23 protein-coding genes are annotated in these 24445 nt (G+C 71.4%); 4 read left to right on the forward strand and 19 right to left on the reverse strand.

The window, feature by feature from the left end:
* Positions 1-24 precede the first annotated feature (24 nt).
* The 15 genes from ABEA62_RS06325 to ndk form a co-directional block, all read right to left on the reverse strand.
* Positions 25-804, reverse strand: coding sequence for an FAD:protein FMN transferase (locus tag ABEA62_RS06325; RefSeq protein ID WP_286216442.1), 780 nt, complete (start codon positions 802-804; stop codon positions 25-27).
* A complete protein-coding gene (locus ABEA62_RS06330) occupies positions 801-1181 on the reverse strand; it encodes an FMN-binding protein (protein ID WP_286216443.1) in 381 nt (126 codons plus the stop codon). The genes ABEA62_RS06325 and ABEA62_RS06330 overlap by 4 nt, the downstream gene beginning before the upstream one ends.
* Positions 1182-1278: 97 nt before the next feature.
* On the reverse strand, positions 1279-2622 hold the full coding sequence (locus ABEA62_RS06335; RefSeq protein WP_345379145.1) for a ferredoxin reductase family protein: 1344 nt from the start codon (positions 2620-2622) through the stop codon (positions 1279-1281).
* 82 nt (positions 2623-2704) lie between these two features.
* Complete coding sequence (locus ABEA62_RS06340; RefSeq protein WP_286216447.1) at positions 2705-4111, reverse strand: ferredoxin reductase family protein; 1407 nt, start codon at positions 4109-4111, stop codon at positions 2705-2707.
* Positions 4108-4653, reverse strand: a complete 546-nt coding sequence (locus tag ABEA62_RS06345) for an FMN-binding protein (protein ID WP_286216448.1) — start codon at positions 4651-4653, stop codon at positions 4108-4110. Before ABEA62_RS06345 ends, ABEA62_RS06340 begins: the two co-directional genes overlap by 4 nt.
* Before the next feature lie 84 nt (positions 4654-4737).
* Positions 4738-5808 (reverse strand): amidohydrolase family protein, encoded by a 1071-nt coding sequence (locus tag ABEA62_RS06350; protein WP_345379149.1) that lies wholly within the window; start codon positions 5806-5808, stop codon positions 4738-4740.
* Between the two features lies 1 nt (position 5809).
* The gene (ffh, locus tag ABEA62_RS06355; RefSeq protein ID WP_286216449.1) at positions 5810-7405 is read right to left on the reverse strand and encodes a signal recognition particle protein; all 1596 of its coding nucleotides are present in this window, start codon (positions 7403-7405) and stop codon (positions 5810-5812) included.
* A gap of 29 nt (positions 7406-7434) precedes the next feature.
* Positions 7435-9081 (reverse strand): [protein-PII] uridylyltransferase family protein, encoded by a 1647-nt coding sequence (locus tag ABEA62_RS06360; RefSeq protein ID WP_345379152.1) that lies wholly within the window; start codon positions 9079-9081, stop codon positions 7435-7437.
* 152 nt (positions 9082-9233) lie between these two features.
* Positions 9234-9572 (reverse strand): P-II family nitrogen regulator, encoded by a 339-nt coding sequence (locus tag ABEA62_RS06365; protein WP_286216451.1) that lies wholly within the window; start codon positions 9570-9572, stop codon positions 9234-9236.
* Between the two features lie 2 nt (positions 9573-9574).
* Positions 9575-10855, reverse strand: coding sequence for an ammonium transporter (locus ABEA62_RS06370; protein WP_286216452.1), 1281 nt, complete (start codon positions 10853-10855; stop codon positions 9575-9577).
* Positions 10856-11021: 166 nt separating this feature from the next.
* Positions 11022-12176, reverse strand: coding sequence for a signal recognition particle-docking protein FtsY (gene ftsY, locus ABEA62_RS06375; protein WP_345379155.1), 1155 nt, complete (start codon positions 12174-12176; stop codon positions 11022-11024).
* A 30-nt stretch (positions 12177-12206) separates the two neighbouring features.
* A complete protein-coding gene (locus ABEA62_RS06380; protein ID WP_345379157.1) occupies positions 12207-12437 on the reverse strand; it encodes a hypothetical protein in 231 nt (76 codons plus the stop codon).
* A 149-nt stretch (positions 12438-12586) separates the two neighbouring features.
* Entirely contained in the window at positions 12587-16174 is a 3588-nt protein-coding gene (gene smc, locus ABEA62_RS06385; RefSeq protein WP_286216455.1) for a chromosome segregation protein SMC, read from the reverse strand.
* Positions 16175-16271: 97 nt separating this feature from the next.
* Positions 16272-16865, reverse strand: coding sequence for a TIGR00645 family protein (locus ABEA62_RS06390; RefSeq protein ID WP_345379159.1), 594 nt, complete (start codon positions 16863-16865; stop codon positions 16272-16274).
* Positions 16866-16905: 40 nt separating this feature from the next.
* Positions 16906-17325: a nucleoside-diphosphate kinase gene (ndk, locus tag ABEA62_RS06395; protein WP_286216457.1), complete on the reverse strand. Its 420-nt coding sequence runs from the start codon at positions 17323-17325 to the stop codon at positions 16906-16908.
* Positions 17326-17827: 502 nt separating this feature from the next.
* Here ndk and ABEA62_RS06400 point away from each other — a divergent pair.
* On the forward strand, positions 17828-18337 hold the full coding sequence (locus tag ABEA62_RS06400) for an adenine phosphoribosyltransferase (protein ID WP_286216459.1): 510 nt from the start codon (positions 17828-17830) through the stop codon (positions 18335-18337).
* A gap of 30 nt (positions 18338-18367) precedes the next feature.
* Here ABEA62_RS06400 and ABEA62_RS06405 read toward each other — a convergent pair whose 3' ends face one another.
* From ABEA62_RS06405 to ABEA62_RS06415, 3 genes are read right to left on the reverse strand one after another with little or no spacing between them, the layout of a single operon-like run.
* Positions 18368-18814: a hypothetical protein gene (locus ABEA62_RS06405; protein ID WP_345379164.1), complete on the reverse strand. Its 447-nt coding sequence runs from the start codon at positions 18812-18814 to the stop codon at positions 18368-18370.
* Positions 18811-19242, reverse strand: a complete 432-nt coding sequence (locus tag ABEA62_RS06410) for a DUF4233 domain-containing protein (protein ID WP_286216462.1) — start codon at positions 19240-19242, stop codon at positions 18811-18813. The genes ABEA62_RS06405 and ABEA62_RS06410 overlap by 4 nt, the downstream gene beginning before the upstream one ends.
* A complete protein-coding gene (locus ABEA62_RS06415; protein ID WP_286216464.1) occupies positions 19239-20636 on the reverse strand; it encodes a bifunctional folylpolyglutamate synthase/dihydrofolate synthase in 1398 nt (465 codons plus the stop codon). The genes ABEA62_RS06410 and ABEA62_RS06415 overlap by 4 nt, the downstream gene beginning before the upstream one ends.
* Before the next feature lie 85 nt (positions 20637-20721).
* On the opposite strand from ABEA62_RS06415, the gene ABEA62_RS06420 reads away from it, so the two are divergent.
* Complete coding sequence (locus tag ABEA62_RS06420) at positions 20722-21174, forward strand: MarR family winged helix-turn-helix transcriptional regulator (protein WP_286216465.1); 453 nt, start codon at positions 20722-20724, stop codon at positions 21172-21174.
* The gene (locus ABEA62_RS06425) at positions 21171-21857 is read left to right on the forward strand and encodes an NAD(P)H-dependent oxidoreductase (protein WP_286216466.1); all 687 of its coding nucleotides are present in this window, start codon (positions 21171-21173) and stop codon (positions 21855-21857) included. The genes ABEA62_RS06420 and ABEA62_RS06425 overlap by 4 nt, the downstream gene beginning before the upstream one ends.
* Here the strand turns inward: ABEA62_RS06425 and ABEA62_RS06430 are convergent.
* Positions 21812-23299: a bifunctional folylpolyglutamate synthase/dihydrofolate synthase gene (locus ABEA62_RS06430; protein WP_286216467.1), complete on the reverse strand. Its 1488-nt coding sequence runs from the start codon at positions 23297-23299 to the stop codon at positions 21812-21814. The genes ABEA62_RS06425 and ABEA62_RS06430 overlap by 46 nt on opposite strands.
* A gap of 235 nt (positions 23300-23534) precedes the next feature.
* Here ABEA62_RS06430 and ABEA62_RS06435 point away from each other — a divergent pair, with 235 nt between their 5' ends.
* Positions 23535-24425, forward strand: a complete 891-nt coding sequence (locus tag ABEA62_RS06435; RefSeq protein ID WP_345379169.1) for an aminotransferase class IV — start codon at positions 23535-23537, stop codon at positions 24423-24425.
* Positions 24426-24445 lie beyond the last annotated feature (20 nt).

Here is a 24445-nt window from a genome sequence, read left to right on the forward strand (position 1 = left end):
GTGCCAGACGCGCGAGGATGCCGCCTACCGCACGCTGGGCCATCCGGGGGACGACTGCGCATCGAAGGTGCCGTCGTGGCGCTCCCCCGTGACCACCATCACCTCGAGACCGCGCTCAAGGGCGCGACCCACGACGGCGGGTCCGCCGCCCGCGATCGCCGTGGCCCACGCGTCGGCATCGGCCAGATCCGTCCCCGCGACTGACACCTGCAGGTAGTGACGGGCGACCTCGCCCGTGACGGGGTCCCAGATGTGGTCGACCACCTGCGCGCCTCCCGACGTGGCGACCGCCGTGAACGCGCCGCCGAGCTCGATGACGTCGATCACGGCCGTCCCCGTGGGATCGCCCGACACCCTGGGGTTTGCGATGCCGATCCGCCGGGTGCGCCCGCCCGCGACGAGCACGTCACCCGAGGCGCCCACCATCCAGTCCCGCGCGCGGGCCGCGCGCAGGTGCCGGGACGCGCGCGCGACGGCCCAGCCCTTGACCAGTCCGGTCGGGTCGATCACCCCGTCCTTGCGGCGCGCATCGAAGCCGCCACCGGTGGCCTCGCGGTACCACTCGCAGGCCTCGAGCACCTCGCGCAGTTCGGCCGGCGCCTCGTCGAGCGTGAGCTCGCCCCTGAGGTGGTGACTCAGGTACGAGTCGTCCTTCCACAGCGAGAACAGTTCGTCCGCCCACACGAGCGCCGCGTGGAAGGCCGCGATCGCCGGCTCCGCCTCGGCGGGGTCCGCGCCCTCGAGCTCGATCACGAACGGCATCGCCATCGCGTGCACCGTAGTGCGCAGCGGGGCCTGGGTCACAGCCCGGCCTCCGCGAACGCCGCCTCGAGCGACTCGATGAACGCGGGCGATGTGAAGGAGGCACCGCTGACCGCCTCGACGTCCCAGGTCTGCGCCTCAAGCACGCGCGTGCGCAGTTCGGGGATGGCGGTGGCGTTGATCGCGACGGACTCCGCGGCGCTCGTGCCTGCCACGACGGCCTGCACGTCGGTGACCACCCCATCGACCACCGTGATGCGGGCCTGGTAGGCGCCGCGGGCGTTGGTGATGGCCGGGCCGCCAAACGTCTGGCTCGCGGGAGACGATGCTTCCGGCGAGGACGACTCGCCGGCGTCCGGCGTCGCGCTTGGGGTGGGTTCGGCAAGGTCGAGCGCGGGCAACTCGTCGGGAGCCGCCACCCATCCTGCTCCCAGAATGCTCGCGCACCCACCCGCCACGATCACCGCGCGTGACCCTCGCATCGTCACTTCCCGCCCTTCGTCGTCATGGCGCGCCTCACCAGGCAAACCTCTCGCGATGAATCGCGTCGTCGGGGACGCCCGCCGCGCGCGCGTCCGCCACCACCGCGTCCGCCCAGTCCACCGGTCCACACACGTACACGTCGTGGCCCGCGACGTCGGGAACCAGTCCCGCGAGGCTCTCCCCAGCCGCCGTTCCCCACCCGGTGCCGCGGGCACCTTCGAGGAGGATCAGCCCGGCGCCCCGGCGCTCCGCGAGCTCCTCGACCTCCGCCACCAGGGGCGCCTCGGCGCGCGAGCGCACGCGCCAGATGAGGGCGCACGGCCCCTCAGCGGTATCGAGCATCGCGCGCAGCGGCGTGATCCCGATTCCCGCGGCGACGAAGACCGCGCCGGGCGCGGTGCGCGTGACGTCGGAGAACACACCCAGCGGGCCCTCGGCGATGACGCGCGTGCCGACCGCCACCCGCGCGAGCGCCGCGGAGCCGTCGCCGGACGGCTTGACCGTGATCCGCAACGAGTCGGGTTCGGGCGCCCGCGAGAGCGAGAAGGGGTGCGCCTCGCGCCACCGCTGCGCGTCGAGGAATCGCCACAACAGGAACTGACCCGGCCGCGCGCCCAGGCGGTCAAGGTCGCGCCCCGTCATGACGATGCTCGTCGAGCCGTCGTCGTGAGGCGTGACCTGCGCGACGCGCAGGCCGTGGCGGCGCGACAGCACGAGCGGCCGCACCACGCGGAACACGACGAACGACCCGACCGCGAGCGCGTAAAGCACGGCCCAGAACCACCACGCGGCGCCGCCGTCGCGGAAGGTCGAGCCCTCGAGGAACTGATGCGGCACCACCGCAAGGATCGCGAGGTAGACCATCAGGTGGACCGCGTGCCAGCGCTCGTACCGCCACCGCGACCTCACCGCGACCAGCGACGTCACCACGACGATCGAGAAGAGCGCGAAGCCCGACTGGGCCGCGACCATGAACCAACCCAGGTCCCAGAAGGCGGCAGTCTGGGCGAAGATCGAGCGGCCGTCGTAACGCGCGCTCGCGATCATCATGATCGCGACGTGGATCACCATCAGGATGAACGCCACCTTGCCCAGGCGTGTGTGGGTGGCGGCCGCGCTATCGTGACCGAGCACACGCTCCACGACGGGCGCGCGCGAGATCAGGGTGATCTGTGCCAAGACCAGCACCGCCGCGACGATTCCCGCGACGCGGCCCACGCCGTAGAAGGCATCCAGCGGTTGGGCGACCAGCAGGCCCCCCGAGGCGATGAAGAGCGCGACGCCCACGGCGGACACGAGGTAGACGGAGGCCTCGAGGCCGTCCCTCCACCACGACCGCCGCACGGCCGCGCGGGCATAGGCATCGACGGTGCTCACGTGACCTCCGGGGGATCGGTGCTGCTGAGCCAACGCTCGCGGGGTCATCTCGTGTTCCCCGTTCGCGTTCGCATCGTACGCGCTACCAGGAGAAGCCCTCCGAATGGCGCCGCTCGGCCGGCACCCCGGCGCGCGCGGCATCGTCCATGAGCGCTCCCACCCAGCCCGTGGGTCCACACGCGAAGACGTCCGCACCCGCGAGTCCGGGAACCACGTGCCCCAGTCGCACTGGGGCGGCCTGCGGGGCCCAGCCGTCGCCGCGCGGGCCCACGAGCACGTGAAGCGCGGCTCCCTTGGCGGCGGCGAGCGAGCGGAGCTCGTCGAGGTGAGGCACGTCCCGCTCCGCGTGAGCGCGCACGATCACCGTGCATTCGCCGGGGCGGAGGTCCGAGTCCTCGAGCAACGCGAGCACGGGCGTGATCCCGATCCCCGCGCCCGCGAGCACCAGGTGGTTGCCCCTGCGGTGCGCGTCGGTGAAGAGGCCGAACGGCCCCTCGACCATGACCCGGGTGTCAGGGCGCAGTCCCGCGAGGGCGGCTGATCCGTCCCCAAGCGGCTTGACGGTGATCCTCATCCAGTCCTCCCGCGGCGCCCGTGACAGCGAGTACGGGTGGGCCTGTCCCCACACGCCCGGCGCAAGGAAGCGAAAGAGGAAGAACTGCCCGCCCCGAGCGCGCAGACGGCCCAGCCGATGCCCCGTCATCGCGATCGCGGTGGAGCCGTCCGCGAGCACGCCCGTCGCGGCGACCCGCACGCGGTGCCTGCGCATCCGCACCAACGGCCGCGCGACCCGAAATACGAGTAGCCCACCCACCGCGACCGTCCACAGCGCGGCCCAGTACCACCACGCGAAGCCGCCCGCCATGAAGGTCGAGCCGTCGGTCAGCTGGTGAGGAATCGACAGCCCCACCGCGAGGTACGCGAAGACGTGAACGGCGTGCCACGACTCGTAGGCCCACCGCCGCCTCACCGCCGCATACGAGGTCACGACGACGGCGATGAGCAACACGGCGCCGATCCACGCGAGCGTCATGGGACCGCCGTGAGCGACGGCGAGTTCCCACGCCTGAGTGAGCACGCCGATCCGCGCGACCAGGGCGTACCCGGCGACGAGCAGCGCGACGTGGGCGATCATCACCAGGAAGCCGAGCCGACCCAGCGTGCCATGCAGCCTCGCGGCGCGGTCGTGGCCCAGGGTGCGTTCGACGACGGGGATGCGGGCGATGAGCACCAGCTGGACCATGATCAGGGTCGACGCGACGATTCCCGCGAGGCGGCCGCCGGAGATGAGCACTCCGGACGGACTCGTGACGTCGAGCGTGCCGGAGGCCAGCGCGAGCGCGATCGCCCCCGTGCCCGCGAGCCACGCCGCGGCCTCGACGGCATCGCGCCTGCGGTCCTGCGTCACGCCGCGCGCGCGACGCGCGCTGATCCGCGACCACTCATCGAGGCGAGGGCCACTCCCCTGCACGGGCGTCGCGAGGCTCATGCGAGGCCCGCCGCCTGCATCGCGCTCAACACCGCATCCTCGACCGCCGCCGAGGTATAACTCGCGCCCGAGATGTAGCCGACATCCGTGTGCTGCGCCTCGAGGATCGCCGCCTCGAGTTCCGGCATCGCCTGCTCATTGATGCGCTGAGAATGCGGATCCGACTCGCCCGACTCGAGCCACGTGATGGCCGTGATCACGCCCGACTCGACCGTGATCTGGGCCTGGAAGTCGCCGTAGCGGCTGCTCACCACCTCGCCCGCATAGGTCGCGGCGGTGGAGGCGTCGGTCGCCGCTTCCGTGGACGGCGTCGCGGTGGACGTGGGGGAGGGCGTGGCGGTAGATGTGGCCGATGCCGGGGTCGACGCGGCGCCCGAGGTTGAGGCAGCCGCGGGTTCCGTGGCCCACGCGCCCGTCAGGGCCGTGGCGGGACTGGCCACCGACGTGGTGCCCTCCGTCCACAACCCCGAGCCCACGAGGGCCCCGGTCGACACGAGGGAGGCCGCGAGGCCGGAGACGAGGATGCCGGAGGAGCGCTTCATGGCTCTCATCCCACCGGCCCGTGCTCGGACGATGCTCGGGCCGTGCTGAGAGTTTGTCGAGAGCGGTGCTACACGACCGCGCTTCTACACGACAGCGCCGCGCAGCACCACGTGCCGCGGCGACGCGAGCACGGAGATGTCCGCGCGAGGGTCCTCCGCGTACACGACGAGGTCGGCGGGGTCGCCCTCCTCGAGCACCGGCACGCCGAGGAAGGCACGCGCGCGCCACGAGGCCATCGCGACCACGTCGCCGGCGGGGACGCCCGCCGCGACCATCAGCGCCGCCTCGGCCGGCAGCGCGCCGTGGCCGATCGTCCCGCCGGCATCGGTGCCAACCAGCAGCGACACCCCGGCCTCGTGCAGGGCCGCCACGTGCGCGAACCGGCGCTCGTGCATCGTCCTCATGCGGGCCGCGTATCCCGGGAAGCGCCCCTCCCCCTGAGCCGCGTATCCCTCGAAGTTCGCGACCTGCAGCAGGGTGGGCACCACGGGGATGCCGCGCGCCGCCGCCTCCGCCATATGGTCGGCCGTCATCCCGGTGCCGTGCTCGATGCAGTCGATCCCCGCGTCGAGGAGCGCGTCGATCGACTCCGTGGCGAACGTGTGCGCCGTGACGCGCGCGCCCGCCTCGTGCGCGGCGGCGATCCCCTCCGCGAGGACACCGGCGGGCCACAGCGGCGTGAGATCCCCGGCGTCGCGGTCGATCCAGTCGGCGATGATCTTGACCCAGCCGTCGCCCGCGCGCGCCTCCTCGGCCATCACGGCGGGCAGGTCGGCCACCTCGATCTCGCGCGCGTAGTGGCGCAGGTAACGCTTGGGGCGCGCGATGAAGCGCGCCGCGCGGATCAGCCGGGGGGCGGTGTCGACCGCGTCGAGAAAGCGCGTGTCAGACGGCGAGCCGGCATCGCGGATGAGCAGCGTGCCCGCGTCGCGGTCCACGAGTGCCTGCTTGAGGGCGAGGTCGGCGTCGACCGCACCCCCGCTATCGAGGCCCACGTGACAGTGAACGTCGACCAGGCCGGGCACGACCACACCGTCGAGCGTGCGCTCGACGCACGGCGGCTCGGCGTAGGTGATCCGGCCGTCGACCACCCAGGCGCCGTCACGGACGTCGTCCTCACCCGCGAGGACGGGGCCGCTCAGCCGCAGCGCCACGTCAGCGCCCGAGGTACTTGCCCAGGTCGGCGCCCAGCTTCGAGGTGTCGACCTCCTGGGGCGGCTGCGCGCCCAGGCCGAAGGCTGAGCCCGGCGCAGGCGCGGCCGGGGTGCGGTTGCGGGCCGCCGCCTCCTGCTGCGCGCGCAGCGCGGGGTTGCCCGACTTTCCCTTGACCTTGCGCTGTGGCGCCTGCTTGCCCTTCGACTTCTTGCCGCCCGGCATGCCGCCGAACGCCCCGGGCCCGCCGCCCATCCCGGGCAGCTGCGGCATGCCGCCGCCACGGGCCATCGCGCGCATCATCTTCTGCGCGTCCTCGAACCGCTTGACGAGCGAGTTGATCTGCGCGACGGTCGTCCCTGAACCCGCCGCGATGCGCGAGCGACGCGAGCCGTTGAGAAGCTTGGGGTTGTCGCGCTCGGCGGGCGTCATCGACTGGATGATCGCCTCGGTGCGCGTGAGCTCGCGCTCGTCGAAGTTCTCGATCTGGTCACGCAGCTGGCCCATGCCGGGCAGCATCGTGAGCATCTTCTTCATCGAGCCCATGTTCTTGAGCTGCTGCATCTGGCTGAGGAAATCCGCGAGCGTGAAGTCCTCGCCCTGCGAGACCTTCTGCGCCATGCGCTCGGCCTCGGCCTGGTCGAACGTGCGCTCGGCCTGCTCGATGAGCGTGAGGATGTCGCCCATGTCGAGGATGCGCGACGCCATGCGGTCCGGGTGGAAGACCTCGAAGTCCTCGAGCTTCTCTCCGGTCGACGCGAACATGATCGGGCGGCCCGTGACCTCGGCGACCGACAGCGCCGCACCACCGCGGGCGTCGCCGTCGAGCTTGGTCAGCACCACGCCGGTGAAGTCGACGCCCTGCTGGAACGCGGTCGCCGTGGTGACGGCGTCCTGGCCGATCATCGCGTCGATGACGAAGAGGACCTCGTCGGGCTCGACGGCCTTGCGGATGTCCGCGGCCTGACTCATGAGCTCCTGGTCGATGCCCAGGCGGCCCGCGGTATCGACGATCACGACCGAGTGCTGACGCTGCTCGGCCTCCTTGAGGCCCTTCTTCGCGACCTTGACGGGGTTGCCGCGCGGGCGCTCGTCCTCGCGGGTGACGCCGGGCTCGGGGGCGAACACCGGGACTCCCGCGCGCTCGCCCACGACACGCAACTGCGTCACGGCGTTGGGGCGCTGCAGGTCGGCGGCGACCAGCAGCGGGGTGTGGCCCTGCTGCTTGAGGTGATGAGCGAGCTTGCCCGCGAGGGTCGTCTTTCCGGCACCCTGCAGACCCGCGAGCATGATGACCGTCGGGCCGGTCTTCGCGAACCGCAGGGTCCGAGCCTCGCCGCCCAGGATCGCGACGAGCTCCTCGTTGACGATCTTCACGACCTGCTGGCCGGGGTTGAGCGCGCCCGACACCTCGGCTCCCAGCGCGCGCTCGCGGATGTTGCTCGTGAACGTGCGGACCACGGGCACCGCGACGTCGGCGTCGAGCAGCGCGCGGCGGATCTCGCGGATGGTGCCGTCGATGTCCGCCTCGGTCAGGCGGCCCTTGCCCCGCAGGTTGCGGAAGGTCTCTGTCAGGCGATCGGAGAGGTTGGCGAACACGAATATCCCTTCACAGCGTGCCTTCCAGCCTACCGTCCCGCGCGCCTGCTCTCGGAGGCCAGCGCCGCGCGGGCCCGCACGGTCAGCGTCTCGACCAGTTGGGCGCGCCACGCGGTCCACGCCTTGGGGCCGGCCGCCTTCGCGTCCGCCTCCGTCAGGGCGCGCAGCACCTCGAGCATCTCCGCGCGACCCTCGACCGCCGCCAGCAGGTCGGCGACCGTCGCAGGATCCTCGGGATCGCGGGTGGTGGCGAACTCCGCGAGGGTGAGGTGCTCGCGCACCAGGAGCTCGAGGTCGTGGGCGGTCTCGCGAGACAGGCCGATGCGCGCGGCGAGTCTCGGAATGAGCGCAGCCCCGTCGATCGAGTGGTCCGTCGCGCCCGGTCGCTTGCCGATGTCGTGGAACAGCAGGGCGAGGAGCAGCAGGTCGGCGCGGGGGGTGCCGCGGCGATGCTTGCCCGCGATGACCACCGCCTCGATCATGTGGCGGTCCACGGTGTACTGGTGGACCGGGCTGCGCTGCGGCCGGTTGCGCACGCCCTCCCATTCGGGCAGCCATCGCACCACGAGCCCCTCGAGGTCGACCGCCTCCCACACCTGCACGAGGTGCGCGCTCGCGCGCAGCAGGTCGCGCAGCGCGGTGCGTGCCTCCTCGGGCCAGGGCACGGGCAGGTCGGGACAGCGCCGCAGTGTCTCGAGGACGGTCGGCGTGAACGTCAGCCCCGTGGTCGCGGCGGCCGCGGCGGCGCGCAACGGGAGCACGGCATCGTCCTCTGCCCGGTACGCGGGCGCGAGGGCGAGCTCGCCGTCCACGTCGATCAGCCCCGTTGCGACGGGGACGTGGCGCGGTGCGGCGGCGCGACGGCGCGCGAGGAATGCGCGCGAGCCCACGCCCGACCGCTCGAGCGAGCGCCGCGCGCCACGCTCGGTGGTGTCGAGTGCGAACGCGATGGTGCGGCCCGCCTCCGCGATGGCCGCCAGTAGGTCGTCGGGGTCGGTGTAGCCGAGCCGTTGCGCCACCTCGGGGGCGAGGTGGCGGCCCAGGACGTTGACCGCGCGACCCGACTCGAGGTGAAGCGCGTCGCGCACGTCCATGAGGAACGCGCCGGCGTCGTCGACCGCGCCGTGCGGACGGTCCGTGAGCCACGTCGCGCTGAGCGCGGTGAGGCTCGTGAAGTCGCGCAGGCCGCCGCGGGCCTCCTTGAGGTGCGGCTCGATGAGGTAAGCGAGCTCGCCGTGCCGCTCGGCGCGCGCGCGGGACGCGGCGAGCAGGTCGGGCAGCCGCTTGCGGGCCGCCGCACGCCAGTCCTGGTAGATATGCGTGCGCGCGGTCTGCACGAGGTGCTCGTCGCCGGCCACGGGGTGCAGGTCGAGGAGTCCGGCGGCCGCGGCGAGATCCTTCGACGCCACCTGGCGACACTCGGTGAGGGTGCGCGTCGAGTAGTCGAGCTCGAGGCCCGCGTCCCAGATGGGGTACCAGAGCCGCTGCGCGAGCTCCGCGACGGCCTCCTTGGTGTGCGTGGTCCCGTCGTGCAGGATCACCAGGTCGAGGTCGGACGCAGGGCCAGCGTCGCCGCGGCCCACGGATCCCACCGCGCCGAACGCGATGCCCTCGCGCAGGCCGTCGGCGACCTCGTCCCAGTGCTCCTTGAGGTGGGCGAACACGAAGTCGGCCATGGCCTGCCTGCGTTCGCGGCCGCTCAGCCCGCTCGCGGCCAGTTGCTCGGCGTGTGCCCTCCTCAGACGCTTGAGGTCCCGCACCCCACGGGGGTGCGGGACCTCAGCGCGGGAGCCTTCACGGCTCTCCATCTGTCGTACGTCGTCCCTTCTTAGAGGGCGTCCGCGCCGTGCTCGCCGGTGCGGACTCGGGCCACGTCGTCCACGGGGACAACCCAGACCTTGCCGTCACCGATCTTGCCGGTCTGAGCGGCCGAGACGATCGCCTCGGTCACGACTCCGGCATCGGCGTCGTCGACCAGCACCTCGAGCCGGGTCTTGGGGACCAGGTCGACGGTGTACTCGGCGCCACGGTAGACCTCGGTGTGGCCCTTCTGGCGGCCGTAGCCGGCGGCCTCGGAGACGGTGACCCCCTTGACGCCCGCTGCCTCGAGGGCCGCACGGACCTCGTCGACGCGGTGGGGCTGGATGATCGCGGTGACCAACTTCATGGTTACTTCGCCTCCTCGTAAGCGGTCTCGCCGTGCTCGGCGAGGTCGATTCCCGACACCTCGACATCTTCGCTCACGCGAAGACCGCCGACTGCCTTGATCGCGAGGCCGATGAGGTAGGTCACCACGAAGGAGAACACCACGGCCACGAGAGCAACAACCGTCTGCGTGACGAGCTGCGTCATGCCTCCACCGTAGAACAGACCGTTCATCGGCGAGAGCTCCTCGCCTGCGCCTGCCCAGGTGGTGCCCTCGTCGAGGTTCGCGAAGAGGCCGATGAGGATGGTTCCCACGAGGCCACCGACGAGGTGGACGCCCACGACGTCAAGCGAGTCGTCGTAGCCGAACTTGTACTTCAGGCCGACGGCGAGCGCACAAAGCACACCGGCGACGAAGCCGATCGCGAGGGCGCCCCACGTGTCGACCGAGGCGGCCGCGGGGGTGATCGCCACCAGACCGGCGACCACACCGGAGGCGGCACCCAGCGAGGTGGGCTTGCCGTCGCGGATGCGCTCGACCAGGAGCCAGCCCAGCACGGCGACCGCGGGGGCCACGACCGTGTTGAGGAACGCGCGACCGGCGGTCGCGTCAGCGGCAAACTCCGAGCCGGCGTTGAAGCCGAACCAGCCGAACCACAGGAGCGCGGCACCGAGCATCACGAACGGCAGGTTGTGCGGCTTGAACGGCTCCTTGCCGAAGCCCTTGCGGGTGCCGAGCAGGAGGGCGAGCGCCAGGGCGGCCGCACCGGCGTTGATGTGAACGACGGTTCCACCGGCGAAGTCGATGGGCGAGGAACCCGTGAGCGGGCTGTCCCATCCGAGGATGCCGCCGCCCCAGACCGCGTGAGCGACGGGGAAGTAGACGATGGTGACCCAGATGGCCACGAAGGCGCTCCAGGCGCCGAACTTCATGCGGTCGGCAACCGAACCGGAGATCAGGGCCACCGTGATGATCGCGAAGGTGGCCTGGAAGCCCGCCATCACGAGGAACGGAACACCCGAACCGGCGGCGAGCGACGAGTCGTCCGCGATGCCGTTGAGACCGATGAAGTCGGCCGGGTTGCCGATGTAGTCACCGCTGCCGAAGGTGAGGCCGTAGCCATAGAGCACCCAGATGACAGCGACGATGGCGATGCTGATGAAGCTCATCATCATCATGTTGAGCACGGACTTCGCGCGAACCATGCCTCCATAGAAGAACGCCAAACCGGGCGTCATGAGGAGGACAAGAGCGGTCGCAACGATCATCCACGCGGTGTTGCCGGAGTCCAGCGTGAATTCCATTGTTTCTCTCCCTCCGCCAGCCGCTCGGCCAGCAGTAGTGTCAGACTCTCGGACTCCTGTTTCCCCCGCACGACCTCCATGTTTCCGAACGGTTACATCCGGCTCGCCCACGTAAAAGGTGCGTTGCGCAGGCTCGTGCGCGGGAACGATGCAGGGCGTCCGGGCGTCACTGGCCGAGCAGCGAGTCCACGAATCCCTCGGGGTCGAAGGGCGCCAGATCGTCGGCGCCCTCGCCGAGGCCGACGAACTTCACCGGCACGCCCAGCTCGCGCTGCACCGCGAGCACGATTCCGCCCTTCGCGGTGCCGTCGAGCTTGGTGAGGACGATTCCCGTGAGTGGCGCCACCTGACCGAACACCCTGGCCTGCGTGAGGCCGTTCTGACCGGTGGTCGCGTCGAGCACGAGCAGCACCTCCGAGGGCGGGCTCACCTTGGACACGACGCGCACGATCTTGCCGAGCTCGTCCATGAGCCCCTGCTTGTTCTGCAGGCGGCCGGCGGTGTCGACCAGCAGCACCTCCGCGGACTCGGCCCGCGCACGGTCGGCCGCCTCATACGCGACGGAGGCGGGATCGGCGCCGTCGACGTGCGCACGCACGACCGGCACGCCGACGCGCGCGCCCCAGGTCTCGAGCTGATCGGCCGCCGCGGCACGGAACGTGTCCGCCGCGCCGAGCACCACGGTGCGGTCCTGGGCCACCAGCACGCGAGCGATCTTGCCCACCGTGGTGGTCTTGCCCACGCCGTTGACCCCCACGACGATCGCCGTGTGGAGCGCGCCGTCGCCCGCCGCGCCCAGCGCGAGCGAGCGGTCCAGCGTCGGATCGACCACGTCGAGCAGCGCCGCCCTCAGCACGGCGCGCGGATCGGCATCGGGAGTGGCCTTGAGGCGCGCGCGAAGATCCGTGAGCAGGGCGTCGGTGGCGCCTGCACCGACGTCGGCGAGCAGCAGCGTCTCCTCGAGCTCGTCCCAGTCGTCCTGGGACAGCGATCCGCGCCGGAAGATCGCGAGCAGCGACTCACCGAGACCGGTGCCGAGCCTGCGCCGCAGCCTGCCGAAGCGGTGGTCGACCGCCTCGGGTGCCTCGACGGCGGTCTCGCGCGCCGGGGCCTCCCCCTCGGAAGGCGCCTCGGGCGCGGGGGCGACCGCGGCATCGTCCCCCTGCGAGGGGCGCGGGGGTGCCGTGCGGGGCGGCGCGGGGCGCGGCGGCGCCTGACGCGCCTTGCCCACCACCGCGGCGGCGACGCCGCCGATCACGACGAGGCCCGCGATGAGGGCTACGACAAGGTCACTGTCACCAGGAATCCATGAGACGTCCACGGGAACAGTCTGTCAGGTTGTGGCGCGGAGTCAGCGGCGCGTGGTCTCGAGCTCGCGCGTCTCGGGGCGACCCAGCTTGCCCACGACGTCCAGGGTGGGCTGCGGACGCTCGACCTCGTCGAAGAGGTGCTCGCGCGGCGAACGCAGCTCCTCCTCACCCAGGAGCATGCGGACCACGCGCCTACCGCGACCCTCGGCGGCGAATGCCGCGACAAAGACCATCGCGGCGATGATCCCCGCGACCACAAGGGTTCCCATCATGGCGCTGAACACTGGCGACTCCTCCCGACCCGGCGGCACGCACCGGACAACTCCTACATTTGGGGCTCTCGGCCCCGTTGCTCTCAACGTCTCGCGGGCGCGGGTGTTCCCGCCTCGCGCGCGATCGCACGCTGACCAGGGACGGCGCGTCAGGCGGCGTCGTCGGTGAGGCGCTGGCTGATGACCGTGGTGACGCCGTCGCCGCGCATCGTGACGCCGTACAGCGAGTCGGCGATCTCCATGGTGCGCTTCTGGTGCGTGATGACGATCAGCTGCGAGTCCTCCTGCAGCTCCTTGAAGATCTCGAGGAGGCGTCCCAGGTTGACGTCGTCGAGCGCCGCCTCGACCTCGTCCATCACGTAGAAGGGGCTGGGGCGCGCCTTGAAGATCGACACCAGCAGCGCGACCGCCGTGAGCGAGCGCTCGCCGCCTGACAGGAGGGACAAACGCTTGACCTTCTTGCCCGCGGGACGCGCCTCGACCTCGAGGCCCGTCTCCAGCATGTTCGAGGGGTCGGTGAGGACGATGCGTCCCTCGCCGCCGGGGAACAGGCGCGGGAAGATGCGCTCGAATTGGGCGGACGTGTCCGCGAAGGCCTGCGCGAAGATGGTCTCGACGCGCTCGTCGATCTCCTTGACGATCTGCAGGAGATCCTCGCGCGAGCGCTTGATGTCCGCGAGCTGGTCGGTGAGGAACTTGTGACGCTCCTCGAGCGCGGCGAACTCCTCGAGCGCGAGCGGGTTGACGCGCCCCAGCTGGTTCATCGCGCGCTCGGCCTGGCGCAGGCGCTTCTCCTGGGCCTCACGCACGTAGGGCGTCGTGCGGGGTTCGGCGCGATCGTCGGACGCGTCGTCGTTGCCCGTCTCGTCGTCCGTGCGGTCGTCGTCGACGACCGGCACCCCCACGTGGGGGCCGTACTCCTCGATGAGCCGGTCCGGATCCATCCCCAGCTCGTCGACCGCGCGCTGACGCAGCTGCTCGAGACGCACCTTCTGCTCGGCGCGCGCGACCTCGTCGCGGTGTGCGTCATCCGTGAGTCGCGAGTACTCCGTCGCGAGCTCCTCGACGGTGCGGCGCACCTCGGCCAGCCGACCCGTGCGCTCGGCGCGGTCGGCCTCGACGGCGGCCCTGGCATCGTCCGCGCGCTGCACCGACACGTCGATAAGGGCGAGGGCGTCGCGGCTGCCCGCGATCACCTCGCGCGCCGCGACGGCCTGGCGCTCTCGGCGAGCAGCGGCCTCCTCGGCGCGCACGCGCGCCTCGCGTTCGGCGACCGCGGCGCGCTCGAGGCTCTCGGCGCGGGCCGCGAGGGCGCGGGCGCGCTCCTCGCACGTGCGCAGCGCGAGACGGGCCTCGGTCTCCTTGGCACGGGCGACCCTTGCGGCAGCCTCGTCCTCGTCGCGCCGCTCCTGGGCCTGGCGCGTGTCCGCCTCGAACTGCTCGGGCTCGGCCTGCGCGGCCGCGAGGCGCTCGGTGAGGCTCGCGAGCTCCTCCGAGTCGATCTCCATGCGCCCGTGCGCCTGCTCGAGCTGGACCGCGTGGCGCTCGGCCTCCGCCTTCGCCGCGCGCGCCTGCGCCCCCAGCCGGCCGAGCTGCTCCGCGACCGCGGCCATGCGCGCATCAGCCTCGTTGAGGCGGGCGAGCGTGCGCTCGTGCGCTCCCCTGGTCTCCGCCTCGGCCTCCTCGGCGGCTCGCAGGCGCTCCTGCGTGCGCTCGACCTCGATCGCGGCGGCGTCGCGTCGCTCGCGCGCGTCGTCGAAGGCGGCCTGCACATGGATGATGCTGGGCGCGTCTCCTGCGCCCCCCGACGCGTGTCGTCCGCCCAGCAGGTCCCCGCGGCGCGTGACAGCCGTGACCTCGCGATGAGCGGAGACGAGCGCGCGCGCCGCGGCGAGGTCGTCGACCACGGCCACGCCCGAGACCAGCGCTTTCACCGCATCGACCAGGCCGGAGGGCCCGTCGACCAGGTCGGAGGCCCACGCCGCGCCGGCCGGAAGCTCGATGTCGGGGTTGTGCGCCGCCGCCGTCGCGTCGGCGACCACGAACCTGGCTCGCCCGGCGTCCTCGTCGCGCAGCCACCGGATCGCGTCGACCGCGTCCTCGACAGAGTCCGCGGCGAGGGCGTCCGCGAGCGGACCAAGCGCACCCGCGATGGCGTCCTCGGCATCGTCCCTCACGTCGATCAACGAGGCGACCGTCCCGCGCACGGACTTCACGCCGCTCGCGAGCAGGGCGCCTGCGCCGTCCTTGCGGACCAGCGACAGCTCGAGGGCCTCGCCGCGCGCGGCCCACGTGTCGCGCTCGCGCATGGCAGCGTGGAGCGCGTCCTTGAGCTCGGCGAGCACGGCCTTGGCGCGCTCCCACTCCTCGGTGGCGGCCTCGTGCTGAATATCGAGGTCGTCCTCGCCCGCCTCCACGGAGGCCACCGAGGTCTCGACGACCTGGAACTCGCCCGTGGCGTCGTGCGCACGCTTCTCCGCCGCGGCGAGCTGCTCCTGCAGGCGACCGATCTCCGCCTCCGTCGACTCGACGCGCGAGCGCTTGGCCGCAACCTGGCCGGCGAGGCGTGCGACGCCCTCGCGACGGTCCGCGACCGAGCGCAGCAGGTTCGCATGGTGACGGTCCGAGGCGAAGGCCTGGGTCTCGGCGTCCTTGCGCGCCTCGATCGCGGCCTCGAGCTCGAGTTCGGCGGCGGCGACCTCGGCATCGAGCTCGACGCGTGCGGCGCGAGCGCGCTCGACCTGCTCGTCGAGGTCGACAAGGTCAGTGGGCGGGGCGGCGTCGATGGCCGTGCCGAGCATCCGCACGCGCTCCTCGGCGAGCGTTGCGAGGTTGCGCAGCCGCTCGCGGATCGCGCTGAGGCGATAGAACGTGTCGTTGGCCTTGGTGAGCGCAGGGGTGGCCTCGGCGGACAGCCGCTCGAGTTCGGCGAGCTGCGCGCGCGCCTCGCCCAGCGCGCGATCCACGGCGGCGCGGCGCTCGAGCAGCGCGGTCTCGTCGGCGTGGTCCTTGTGCATCGACTCGGTGAGGGTCGCGAGGTCGTCCGCGAGGAGCCGCGAGCGCGCGTCGCGCACGTCGACTTGGATGCGCTGCGCCTGGCGCGCGACCTCGGCCTGCTTGCCCAGCGGCCCCAGCTGGCGCCGGATCTCACCCGTCAGGTCCTGGACGCGCGTGAGGTTGGCCTGCATCGAGTCGAGCTTGCGCAGCGCCTTGTCCTTGCGGCGGCGGTGCTTGAGGATGCCGGCGGCCTCCTCGATGAAGTGGCGGCGGTCCTCGGGGGTCGCGCGCAGGACGGCGTCGAGTTGGCCCTGACCCACGATCACGTGCATCTCGCGGCCGAGTCCCGAGTCGGACAGCAGGTCCTGGATGTCCATGAGACGGCACGGCGACCCGTTGATCGCATACTCCGAGCCGCCCGAGCGGAACAGCGTGCGGCTGATCGTGACCTCGGTGTAGTCGATCGGCAGCGCGCCGTCGGTGTTGTCGATCGTGAGCGAGACCTCGGCACGGCCCAGCGGCGCGCGCCCCGACGTGCCGGCGAAGATCACGTCGGCCATCTGCCCGCCGCGCAGCGTCTTGGCGCCCTGCTCACCCATGACCCACGCGAGCGCGTCCACCACGTTGGACTTGCCCGAGCCGTTCGGGCCCACGACGCACGTGACGCCCGGCTCGAACTCCAGCGTGGTCGCCGACGCGAAGGACTTGAATCCCCTCAGCGTCAGCGTCTTCAGATGCATGGGTGCGAGTGTAGGGGAATCACCTCAGCGGTCAGGTGAGGCACCGCCGAGGGGGAAGGGTGGGCGATCGTGTCTTGCGGACCCCGTGTGTGGCCCTCTAGGTTCCCACGCGGTCGAGCTCGGCGTCCTCGACCTCAGGGTGCTTGTCATGCGCGGTGGCGAGGAGCACCTGTCGCTTCGCGCCCCAGTAGTCCATGATCGCGAACAGCAGGCCGGAGACCACGAAGGTCATGTGGAGTCCGATCCTCCACGCAACGGACGTGTAATCGGCGTCCTCGCCCTTGCCGTCGATTGCCACGAAGTCCTTGAGGAGCAGGATCACCGAGATTGCGACCAGAGACCCGATGAGCTTCATCTTGAGGCCCGAGAAGTCGACGTGTCCCATCCACGACGGACGGTCCTCGTTGCCCTTCGCGGCCTCCATCTTCGACACGAAGTTCTCGTAACCGGCAAAGATCACGATCACGATGAGGTTGCCGAGTAGCGCGATGTCGATAAGAGACAGGATCGCGACAGTGATGTCGTCGGCTTCGGTCTCAAGGGAGAACTCGGCAATGAGGTGCCACAACTCGGTGAAGAACTTCACGCTCACGAGGCCAAGCCCCGCGATGAGACCGACATACATCGGGGCAAGGAGCCAACGGCTCGCAAAAAGGCCGCGTTCGAGGGCGTGCTCGAGGGACGTCATCATGGGGACTCTCTCTCCGGGACTGAAAGTGGCTGCTACGGCGTCAGATGCCGGGGAACCAGATGCCGATCTCACGCTCGGCGGACTCGGGTGAGTCGGAGCCGTGCACGATGTTGTGGATCACCGGCAGGTCCCACGTGCGCGCGAGGTCGCCTCGGATCGAGCCGGGAGGCGCGGTGGTGGGGTCGGTAGGGCCGGCGAGGACGCGGAATCCTTCGATCACGCGCTGGCCCTCGGCAACCACCGCGAGCACGGGGCCCGAGAGCATGAACTCGACCAGGGGGTCGTAGAAGGGCTTGCCGACATGCTCGGCGTAGTGCTCGGCGAGCAGTTCGGGGGTCGCCTTGCGCAGTTCGACGGCGACGAGCGTGTAGCCCTTCGCCTCGATCCGCCTCAGGACCTCCCCCGACAGGCCGCGCTTCACGCCATCGGGCTTGACCAGGATGAGGGTGCGTTCCGTCATGGCGGGAAGCCTAGCCTGCGCGCGCGCAGGGGTCTCCCCCGGTGGCCGGCGGTGGGTCCCTGGCTGGTTTGCGGCGGGTCCCTGGCTGGTCGACGGCGGGTCCGGCGCCCTCGCGCATCGCCTGGCGCGATTTCCGGCCCCGAATGGGCCTTGGCGCATCGCCTGGTGCGATTCTGGGGCTGAGTCGGGCCGGGTGTGGGCCGGGTCAGCCGGCATGACGCGGGGTGGAGCGTGGCGCGGGGTCGGCCGGGTCAGCCGGCATGGCGCAGGGTGGAGCGTGGAGCGGGGTGGGCCGGGTCAGCCGGCATGGCGCGGGGTGGAGCGTGGCGGGGCGGGCTGGGGTGAGTTCGATGGAGAAATCGCACTACGCGATGCGCGAGGCCCGTTTCGGTCCCGAATTCCGCAAGATCCTCTGCGCTAGGCCCACCACGGCCCCACCGCCGCCCACCACGGACCACCACGACCCACCAGGACCCCGCGGGATGCGTGACAGGATGGACCCGTGATCACGCTCGACGACTTCGACACGTTTCCCGACTTCCCCGTCGAGGGGATCCTCTTCTACGACATCTCGCCCATCCTGGCGAGCCCCGAGCGCTTCCGCGAGGCCTGCATCCAGCTGATGCCGCCCGCTGGCGCCCAGGTGGACGTCGTGGCAGGCGTGGACGCGCGCGGCTTCATCTTCGCTCCCGTGGTGGCACAGACCCTCGGGGTTGGCATGACCATGGTCCGCAAGAAGGGCAAGATGCCCGGCGTCGACCTGCTCGAGTCCTCCGCGAGCATCGAGTACGGCTCGACGGACCTCACGGTGAGCGCCGGCCCGATCGAGGGCCGCCACGTGCTCGTGATCGACGACGTCCTCGCGACCGGCGGCACCGCCCGCGCGGTCGCAGAGATGCTGACGCGCGGCGGCGCCGCCTCCGTGCGCTTCAGCTTCCTCATGGAGCTCGCCGGCCTCGACGGCCGCGCCGCTCTCGAGGGCTTCGAGGTGACCTCGGCGGTCGTGGTCTAAGAAGCCGCCGGGCGCGTCCGGCTCCGACGGCTAGCGCCGGTAGCCACCCGACCACCGCACCGCGAGCAGCACGAGCGGCACGAGGATGAGCGCCGCGAAGGACACCTCAAACGCGATGAACCCCTGGCTGATCTCCAGCGTGGGTGGGTCGAGCGAGCGTAGGTAGCCCGCGTGCGTCGCAATCCCGGTCACGAGGATCGCTCCCGACGCGACGATGATCCCGATCAGCAGCCACGGCGGAAGCTGGCTCGTACCAGGGTGCTCGCGCACGAACCGCGCCCACCGCGTGAGCGCGTAGAACACCGCGACGTTGAGCAGGATCAGCCCGGCGAACAGCAGCGCGTAGACCGCCGGCGACGGCCTGCCCTGGTCGGCGAACGCGTACAGCGAGGCATGCTCGAGCTGCCAGAAGATGAGCGCCAGGCCCAGCACTCCCAGCGCGAGCGCACCCCCCATGCGCCACAGGAAGCCGCTCACGCCTGCGCGTCCTCCGCAGCAGAGTCACCCGCGGTGGGCCCACCTTCAGCAGACCCCTCGGCGGCAACCCGCTCGGCGCGCTCACGGTCGATCCGCCCGCCCAGCCGCAAGCCCGTGATCCATAGCGCGAGGAACATCACGCCGATCACGGCAATGGTCGACTCGGCCAGCCCCGCGACGAGCATCGGTACCTGCAGGACCCAGCCCAGCCATCGTCCCCACCGGCGGCCCTGCTTGCCCGCCGCATAACCCAGCAAGATCACGAATCCCAGCCCGCCGCCCCACAGCAGCCAGGCCGGCAGGTCGAGTTCGCCCGCGCGGGTGAGGCCCCACAGGACCAATACGGCGAACAGCGCCGCGAGTGCCTGCAGCGCGAGCACCGCCTGCGTGAACACCAGCGTCGCGGAGCGCTGCGGCCGCGCGGTCATCGCGCGCGCCCCGATCCCTTGCGGCGGTCGGCGCCGGTCAGCACGCGCGCCTCGGCGACCAGCGTGATCGACCCCACCACGAGCACCCCCGCGCCCAGATCGTTGTCGCGCTCGGCGCGCTGCACTGCCGCGTCGAGCGCGTCGGGAACGGAGTCCGCGATCGTGACGCGGTCCTCCCCGAAGACCTCGGCGGCGAGACGCCCGAGGTCCTCCACGGGGATCGCTCGCGGAGAGGACGATGCCGTGACGACCACGTGATCGAGCGCGCCTTCCAGCGCGGCCAGGATTCCTTCCGCGTCCTTGTCCTCCAGGATCGCGACCACGCCGACGAGCGTCTCGAACGCGAACGACTCCTCGAGCGCGCTCACGAGGGCCTCGACACCGTGCGGATTGTGCGCGGCGTCGACGAGAATGAGCGGCGCGGTGCGCACCGCCTCGAGCCTGCCGGGCGACGTGACCTGCGCGAAGGCGGTCTCGACGGGCTCACCCTCGAGCGAGGCGGGCGCCCCGCCGTCCGCGAGCAAGAGCTCCACGGCCGCGAGCGCGAGCAGCGCGTTGTGCGCCTGGTACGGCCCGTAGAGCGGCAGGAACAGGTCCTCATAGGTCGCCGCGGCCGTGCGCAGCGAGACCATCTGTCCGCCCACTCCCGGCTGGCGGTCGACCACCTCGAGCTCGACTCCCTCGCGGAAGGCACGCGCGCCGCGCTCGGCGATCGCGGCGTCGAAGACGGGCGTGACGGACGCGGACTGCTCGGCGATGACCACCGCGGCGCCGTCCTTGATGATGCCGGCCTTCTCCGCCGCGATGTCCGCGAGCGAGTCGCCCAGCCACTGCTGGTGATCGAGGCCAACGGGCGTGATCACCGCGACGTCTCCGTCCGCGACGTTGGTCGCGTCCCACACGCCGCCCATCCCCACCTCGACCACGGCCACGTCGACGGGCGCGTCGGCGAACGCGGCGTAGGCGAGCACGACGAGCACCTCGAAGAAGCTCATGCGCGGGCCGCCGGCCTCCACGGAGCGCGCGTCCACCAGGTGAATCAGCGGCGCGACGTCGAGCCACAGCCTCACGAAGTCCTCGCGCGCGATTGGCTCGCCGTCGATCTGGATCCGCTCGCGCACCGTCGTCAGGTGCGGCGACGTGAACAGCCCGGTCCGCAGGCCGTGCTCGCGCACGAGCGACTCGGTCATGCGTGCCGTGGAGGTCTTGCCGTTGGTGCCCGTGAGGTGGATGACCTTGAAAGCGTGCTGGGGGTTGCCGAGCAGGTCGCAGGCCTCCCTCACGCGGTCGAGGGTCGGTTCGAAGTCGTGCTCGGGGTTGCGGGAGACGATGTGCGCGTAGATCTCGCGCTCGGCCTCCTCGAGGCTCATGCCACCGAGGTCAAGGTCGCTCATGGTGGCAAGTCTGTCACGGACCGGCGACGCGCCCCCTCATGTCAACCAGTTGACAACCGGCATGTCAACATGTTGACATGGACGCATGACCGAGCCCACCACCTTCCTCCTCCATCGCGTGGTCGCGGAACTCGACGCCTACGCCGACACCGTGCTGCGCCAGGACTACGGGGTCACCTTTGCGACCTTCAACTTCCTCGCCGCCGCCTCAACGCTGCCGGGGCTCGACGTCACGGCCCTCGCGCGCTGCGCCGGTATGTCGAAGGCGGCCGCGAGCAAGCGCCTCCCCACGCTCGTCAGGGACGGCATGCTGACCGCGAGCCCCGACCCTCACCACGGGCGCCGGCTGCGGATCGACCTCACGCCGCGCGCGCTCGCGCTGGTCGAGCACGCCACGGAGCGCCTCGAGCGTGAGTTCGCCGCGATGCTCGCCTCGCGCCCCGACCTCGACGAGTCCGTCCTGCGCGACCAGCTCGAGGGTCTCGCCCACGCACTGGAAACCCTGCCCGACCCCACCCCCACCTCAGGAGAGTCATGAGCACCATCGCCGTCGTCATCGGACACCCGCTCCCCGGCACACTCACCTCGCGCCTCGCGCACGCGTATGCCGAGGCCGCCCGCGCGCACGCTGACGTCACTGTGTTGGACCTCTCCCAGCACTCCTTCGCCCTTAACCCCGCCACCAGGGAGGATCTTCGCGCGCCCGGCGGCGGCATCGGCCACCTGGACGAGCCCGTCACCGCGATGATCGACGCCCTGCGCGACGCCGACCACCTCGCGTTCTTCTACCCGCAGTGGTGGGGCACCTATCCGGCGGTCTTCAAGGCGTTCGTCGATCGCGCGATTCTGAGCGGCGTCGCCTTCGAGTACCGCGACCGCCTGCCACGGCGACTGTGGACCGGCAAGACCGCGCGCCTCACCACGACGATGGACTCGCCGCGATGGTGGAATGCGATCATCTATCGCGACGCCATGATCGCCTCGATGCGGTGGGCGACCCTATGGTTCGTGGGCGTCAAGACCGTGGGCGTGCGCCGCCTTCCCGAGGTCAGGCGCGCCTCCGACGCGCGCCGCGAGCGCTGGATCACCCAGGCGGCACGCGACGGCGAGCGTGACGGCAGGCGCGTGGCGGCGCGCACGCGCGCTCGCACGCAGGGGAACGATGCCGGGGTCGCCTACGCGGAGACGGCGCCCGAGTTCCCCGCGTCCTCCGTCGGCTGAGGCTGAGCCGCGGCGACACCCGTGTCCTCGACAGGCGCCCCGTCCATCACGGCCTGAGCGTCCACCGTGCGCGGCAGGTGCGTCTCCTGGAGATGGCGGCGGGCCTCGGCCACGAGCGTGATGGACCCGGCCACGAGCACTCCCGCCTCGCCCGGAGCCTCAGACGCGAGGGTGGTCGCCATCTGAATCGCATCGGGCACGCTGGGGGCGACGCGCACGCGGTCCACGCCGAAGACCATGCGGGCCTTCTCCGCGAGCCGCTCGGCCTCCGCGGCGCGGTGCGAGCGCGTCTGGGTGATGACAACCTCATCCATCACGCCGGCGAGGCCCGCGAGGATGCCTTCCGCATCCTTGTCCGCGAGCACCGCCACGACACCGACGAGGCGGTCGAAGTCGAAGGTCTCGCGGAGGGTGTCCGCGAGCGCCGCGATCCCGTGCGGGTTGTGGGCCGCGTCGACGATCACGGTGGGCTCGGCGGACACCACCTCGAGCCGTCCCGGCGAGGTCGCGCCCGCGAAGCCGCGGGCAACGGCGGGCAGGTGGAGGGCGCGCGGCACGCCGGCGCCCAGGAACACCTCGCACGCGGAGAGCGCGATGAGCGCGTTCTGCGCCTGGAACTCGCCGTGCAGCGGCACGAAGACGTCGACGTAGTTGCGCGAGGCCGTGCGCAGCGTCATCACCTGACCACCTGGCACCACGCGGCGGTCCGAGACGGCCATGTGCGCGCCCTCCCAGAAGATCGATGCCTGGCGCTGAGCGGCCGCGGCGACGATCACCTGGGCGGCCTCGTCGCGCTGGAGCGCGCTCACCACGGTCGCGCCGGGCTTGATGATGCCGGACTTCTCGTGCGCGACGCCGGGCAGCCCGCCCGTGAAGTACTTGTCGTGGTCGAGCGCCATCGGGGTGAGCACCGCGACGCGCCCGTCGGCGACGTTGGTCGCGTCCCTGAGTCCGCCGATCCCCACCTCGAGCACCAGCACGTCCACCCGAGCGTCCGCATATGCGGCGAAGCCCAGCACGGTGAGCACCTCGAAGAAGCTCATGCGCGGGCCCCCGCGCTGAATCGAGGCCTGGTCGACAGCGTGAATCGCGGGCGACACCTGCTGCCACAGGCGCACGAGCGCGTCCTGCGCGAGCGGAGCGCCGTCGATCATGATGCGCTCGCGCAGCGTCGTGAGGTGCGGCGACGTGAACAGTCCCGTGCGCAGCCCGTGGGCGCGCAGCAGCGACTCGAGCATGCGGCTCGTCGAGGTCTTCCCGTTGGTGCCCGTCACATGGATGATGTCGAGCTCGCGCTGCGGGTCGCCAAGCAGCGACAGGGCCTGCGCGACTCGCAACAGCTTGGCCTGATGATCGGCCTCGGGGGTGCGGGCGAAGATGTGCGAGTCGATCTCGCGTTCGGCCTCGGAGAGGCTCAGTTCGGGGAAGACATCCGTTGTCACGAGGGTCAATTGTGCGGCACGAAATTGGGTGCTCGCGACACTTTGGTCACGCGTGTGCGGCGCCGATGCGCGATGGCAGGTTGAGCAGGCATCTTGCGCAGGTGGGAGGGCGGTCTGGGCGCGCCTGACGACACGCCGATGCGCGACACGCCGCGCGGTCCAGGCGCGCCGGCGGGAAGCGCTCTCGGGAGGCCCCGCGCGACGAGGCGGGCTACGGTGATGCGAGGAGGTCACCATGTCCGCACTCGTCATCTGTGGAGCCCCGGCAGCGGGCATGCCCGGCGCCCCATCGCGACTGGTCGACCCCGACTCCCCCGCGGTGCGCGCGACCGATTCGGGGCTCCTCAGGGGCGACGGGGTCTTCGAAACGGTCGGCATTCACGGGGGCCGCCTCCACGACCTTGAGCCGCACCTCGAGCGGCTCGCTCAGTCCGCGGCCATGCTCGACCTCCCCACGCCCGATCTGGGAGTCTTTCGCGAGGCCGTGGCCACCGCGGCGCACGCCCTGCTGGCGGACTTCGCGGAGCCTCCGGCCACCGCAATGTGCAAGATCGTCTACACCCGCGGCGAGGAACACGCGCCTCCGCCGGGACGCCCCACGGGCTTCGTGCTCGCGGAACCCTTTCCCGATGTCTCACACGACCGCGCCGAGGGAGTCTCGGCAGTGGTTCTCAACCGCGGCTACCCGCGCGGCGTAGGCGAGCAGGCGCCGTGGCTGCTCGCCGGGGCCAAGACACTGTCGTATGCCGTCAACATGGCGGCGCTGCGCCACGCTCACGCGCGCGGGGCCAAAGACGCAATCCTCGTCACGACGGACGGCTATGTGCTCGAGGCCCCGCGCTCGAGCGTGCTCGTCAGGGTGGGCCAGCGCGTCGTCACTCCCGCCGTCGAGGGCGGCCTGCTCCACGGCACCGCGCAGCGCGCGGCCTTCGCATCGCTCGAGGCGCACGGATTCGCGTGCGAGTACCGGGACGTGCACATCGAGGAGCTCACCGAGGCCGACTCGGTGTGGCTCACGGATTCGGTGCAGCTCATGCGGCCGGTGCGCGAGCTCGACAGGCGCGAGCTCCCCATCGACGCCGCGCTGACCGCGACGGTCAACGAGGACCTCCTCTCGCACCCCTGACGCACGGCGCTCGCCTCAGT

The sequence above is a fragment of the Demequina sediminis genome (assembly GCF_039545075.1).
GTDB lineage: Bacteria > Actinomycetota > Actinomycetes > Actinomycetales > Demequinaceae > Demequina > Demequina sediminis.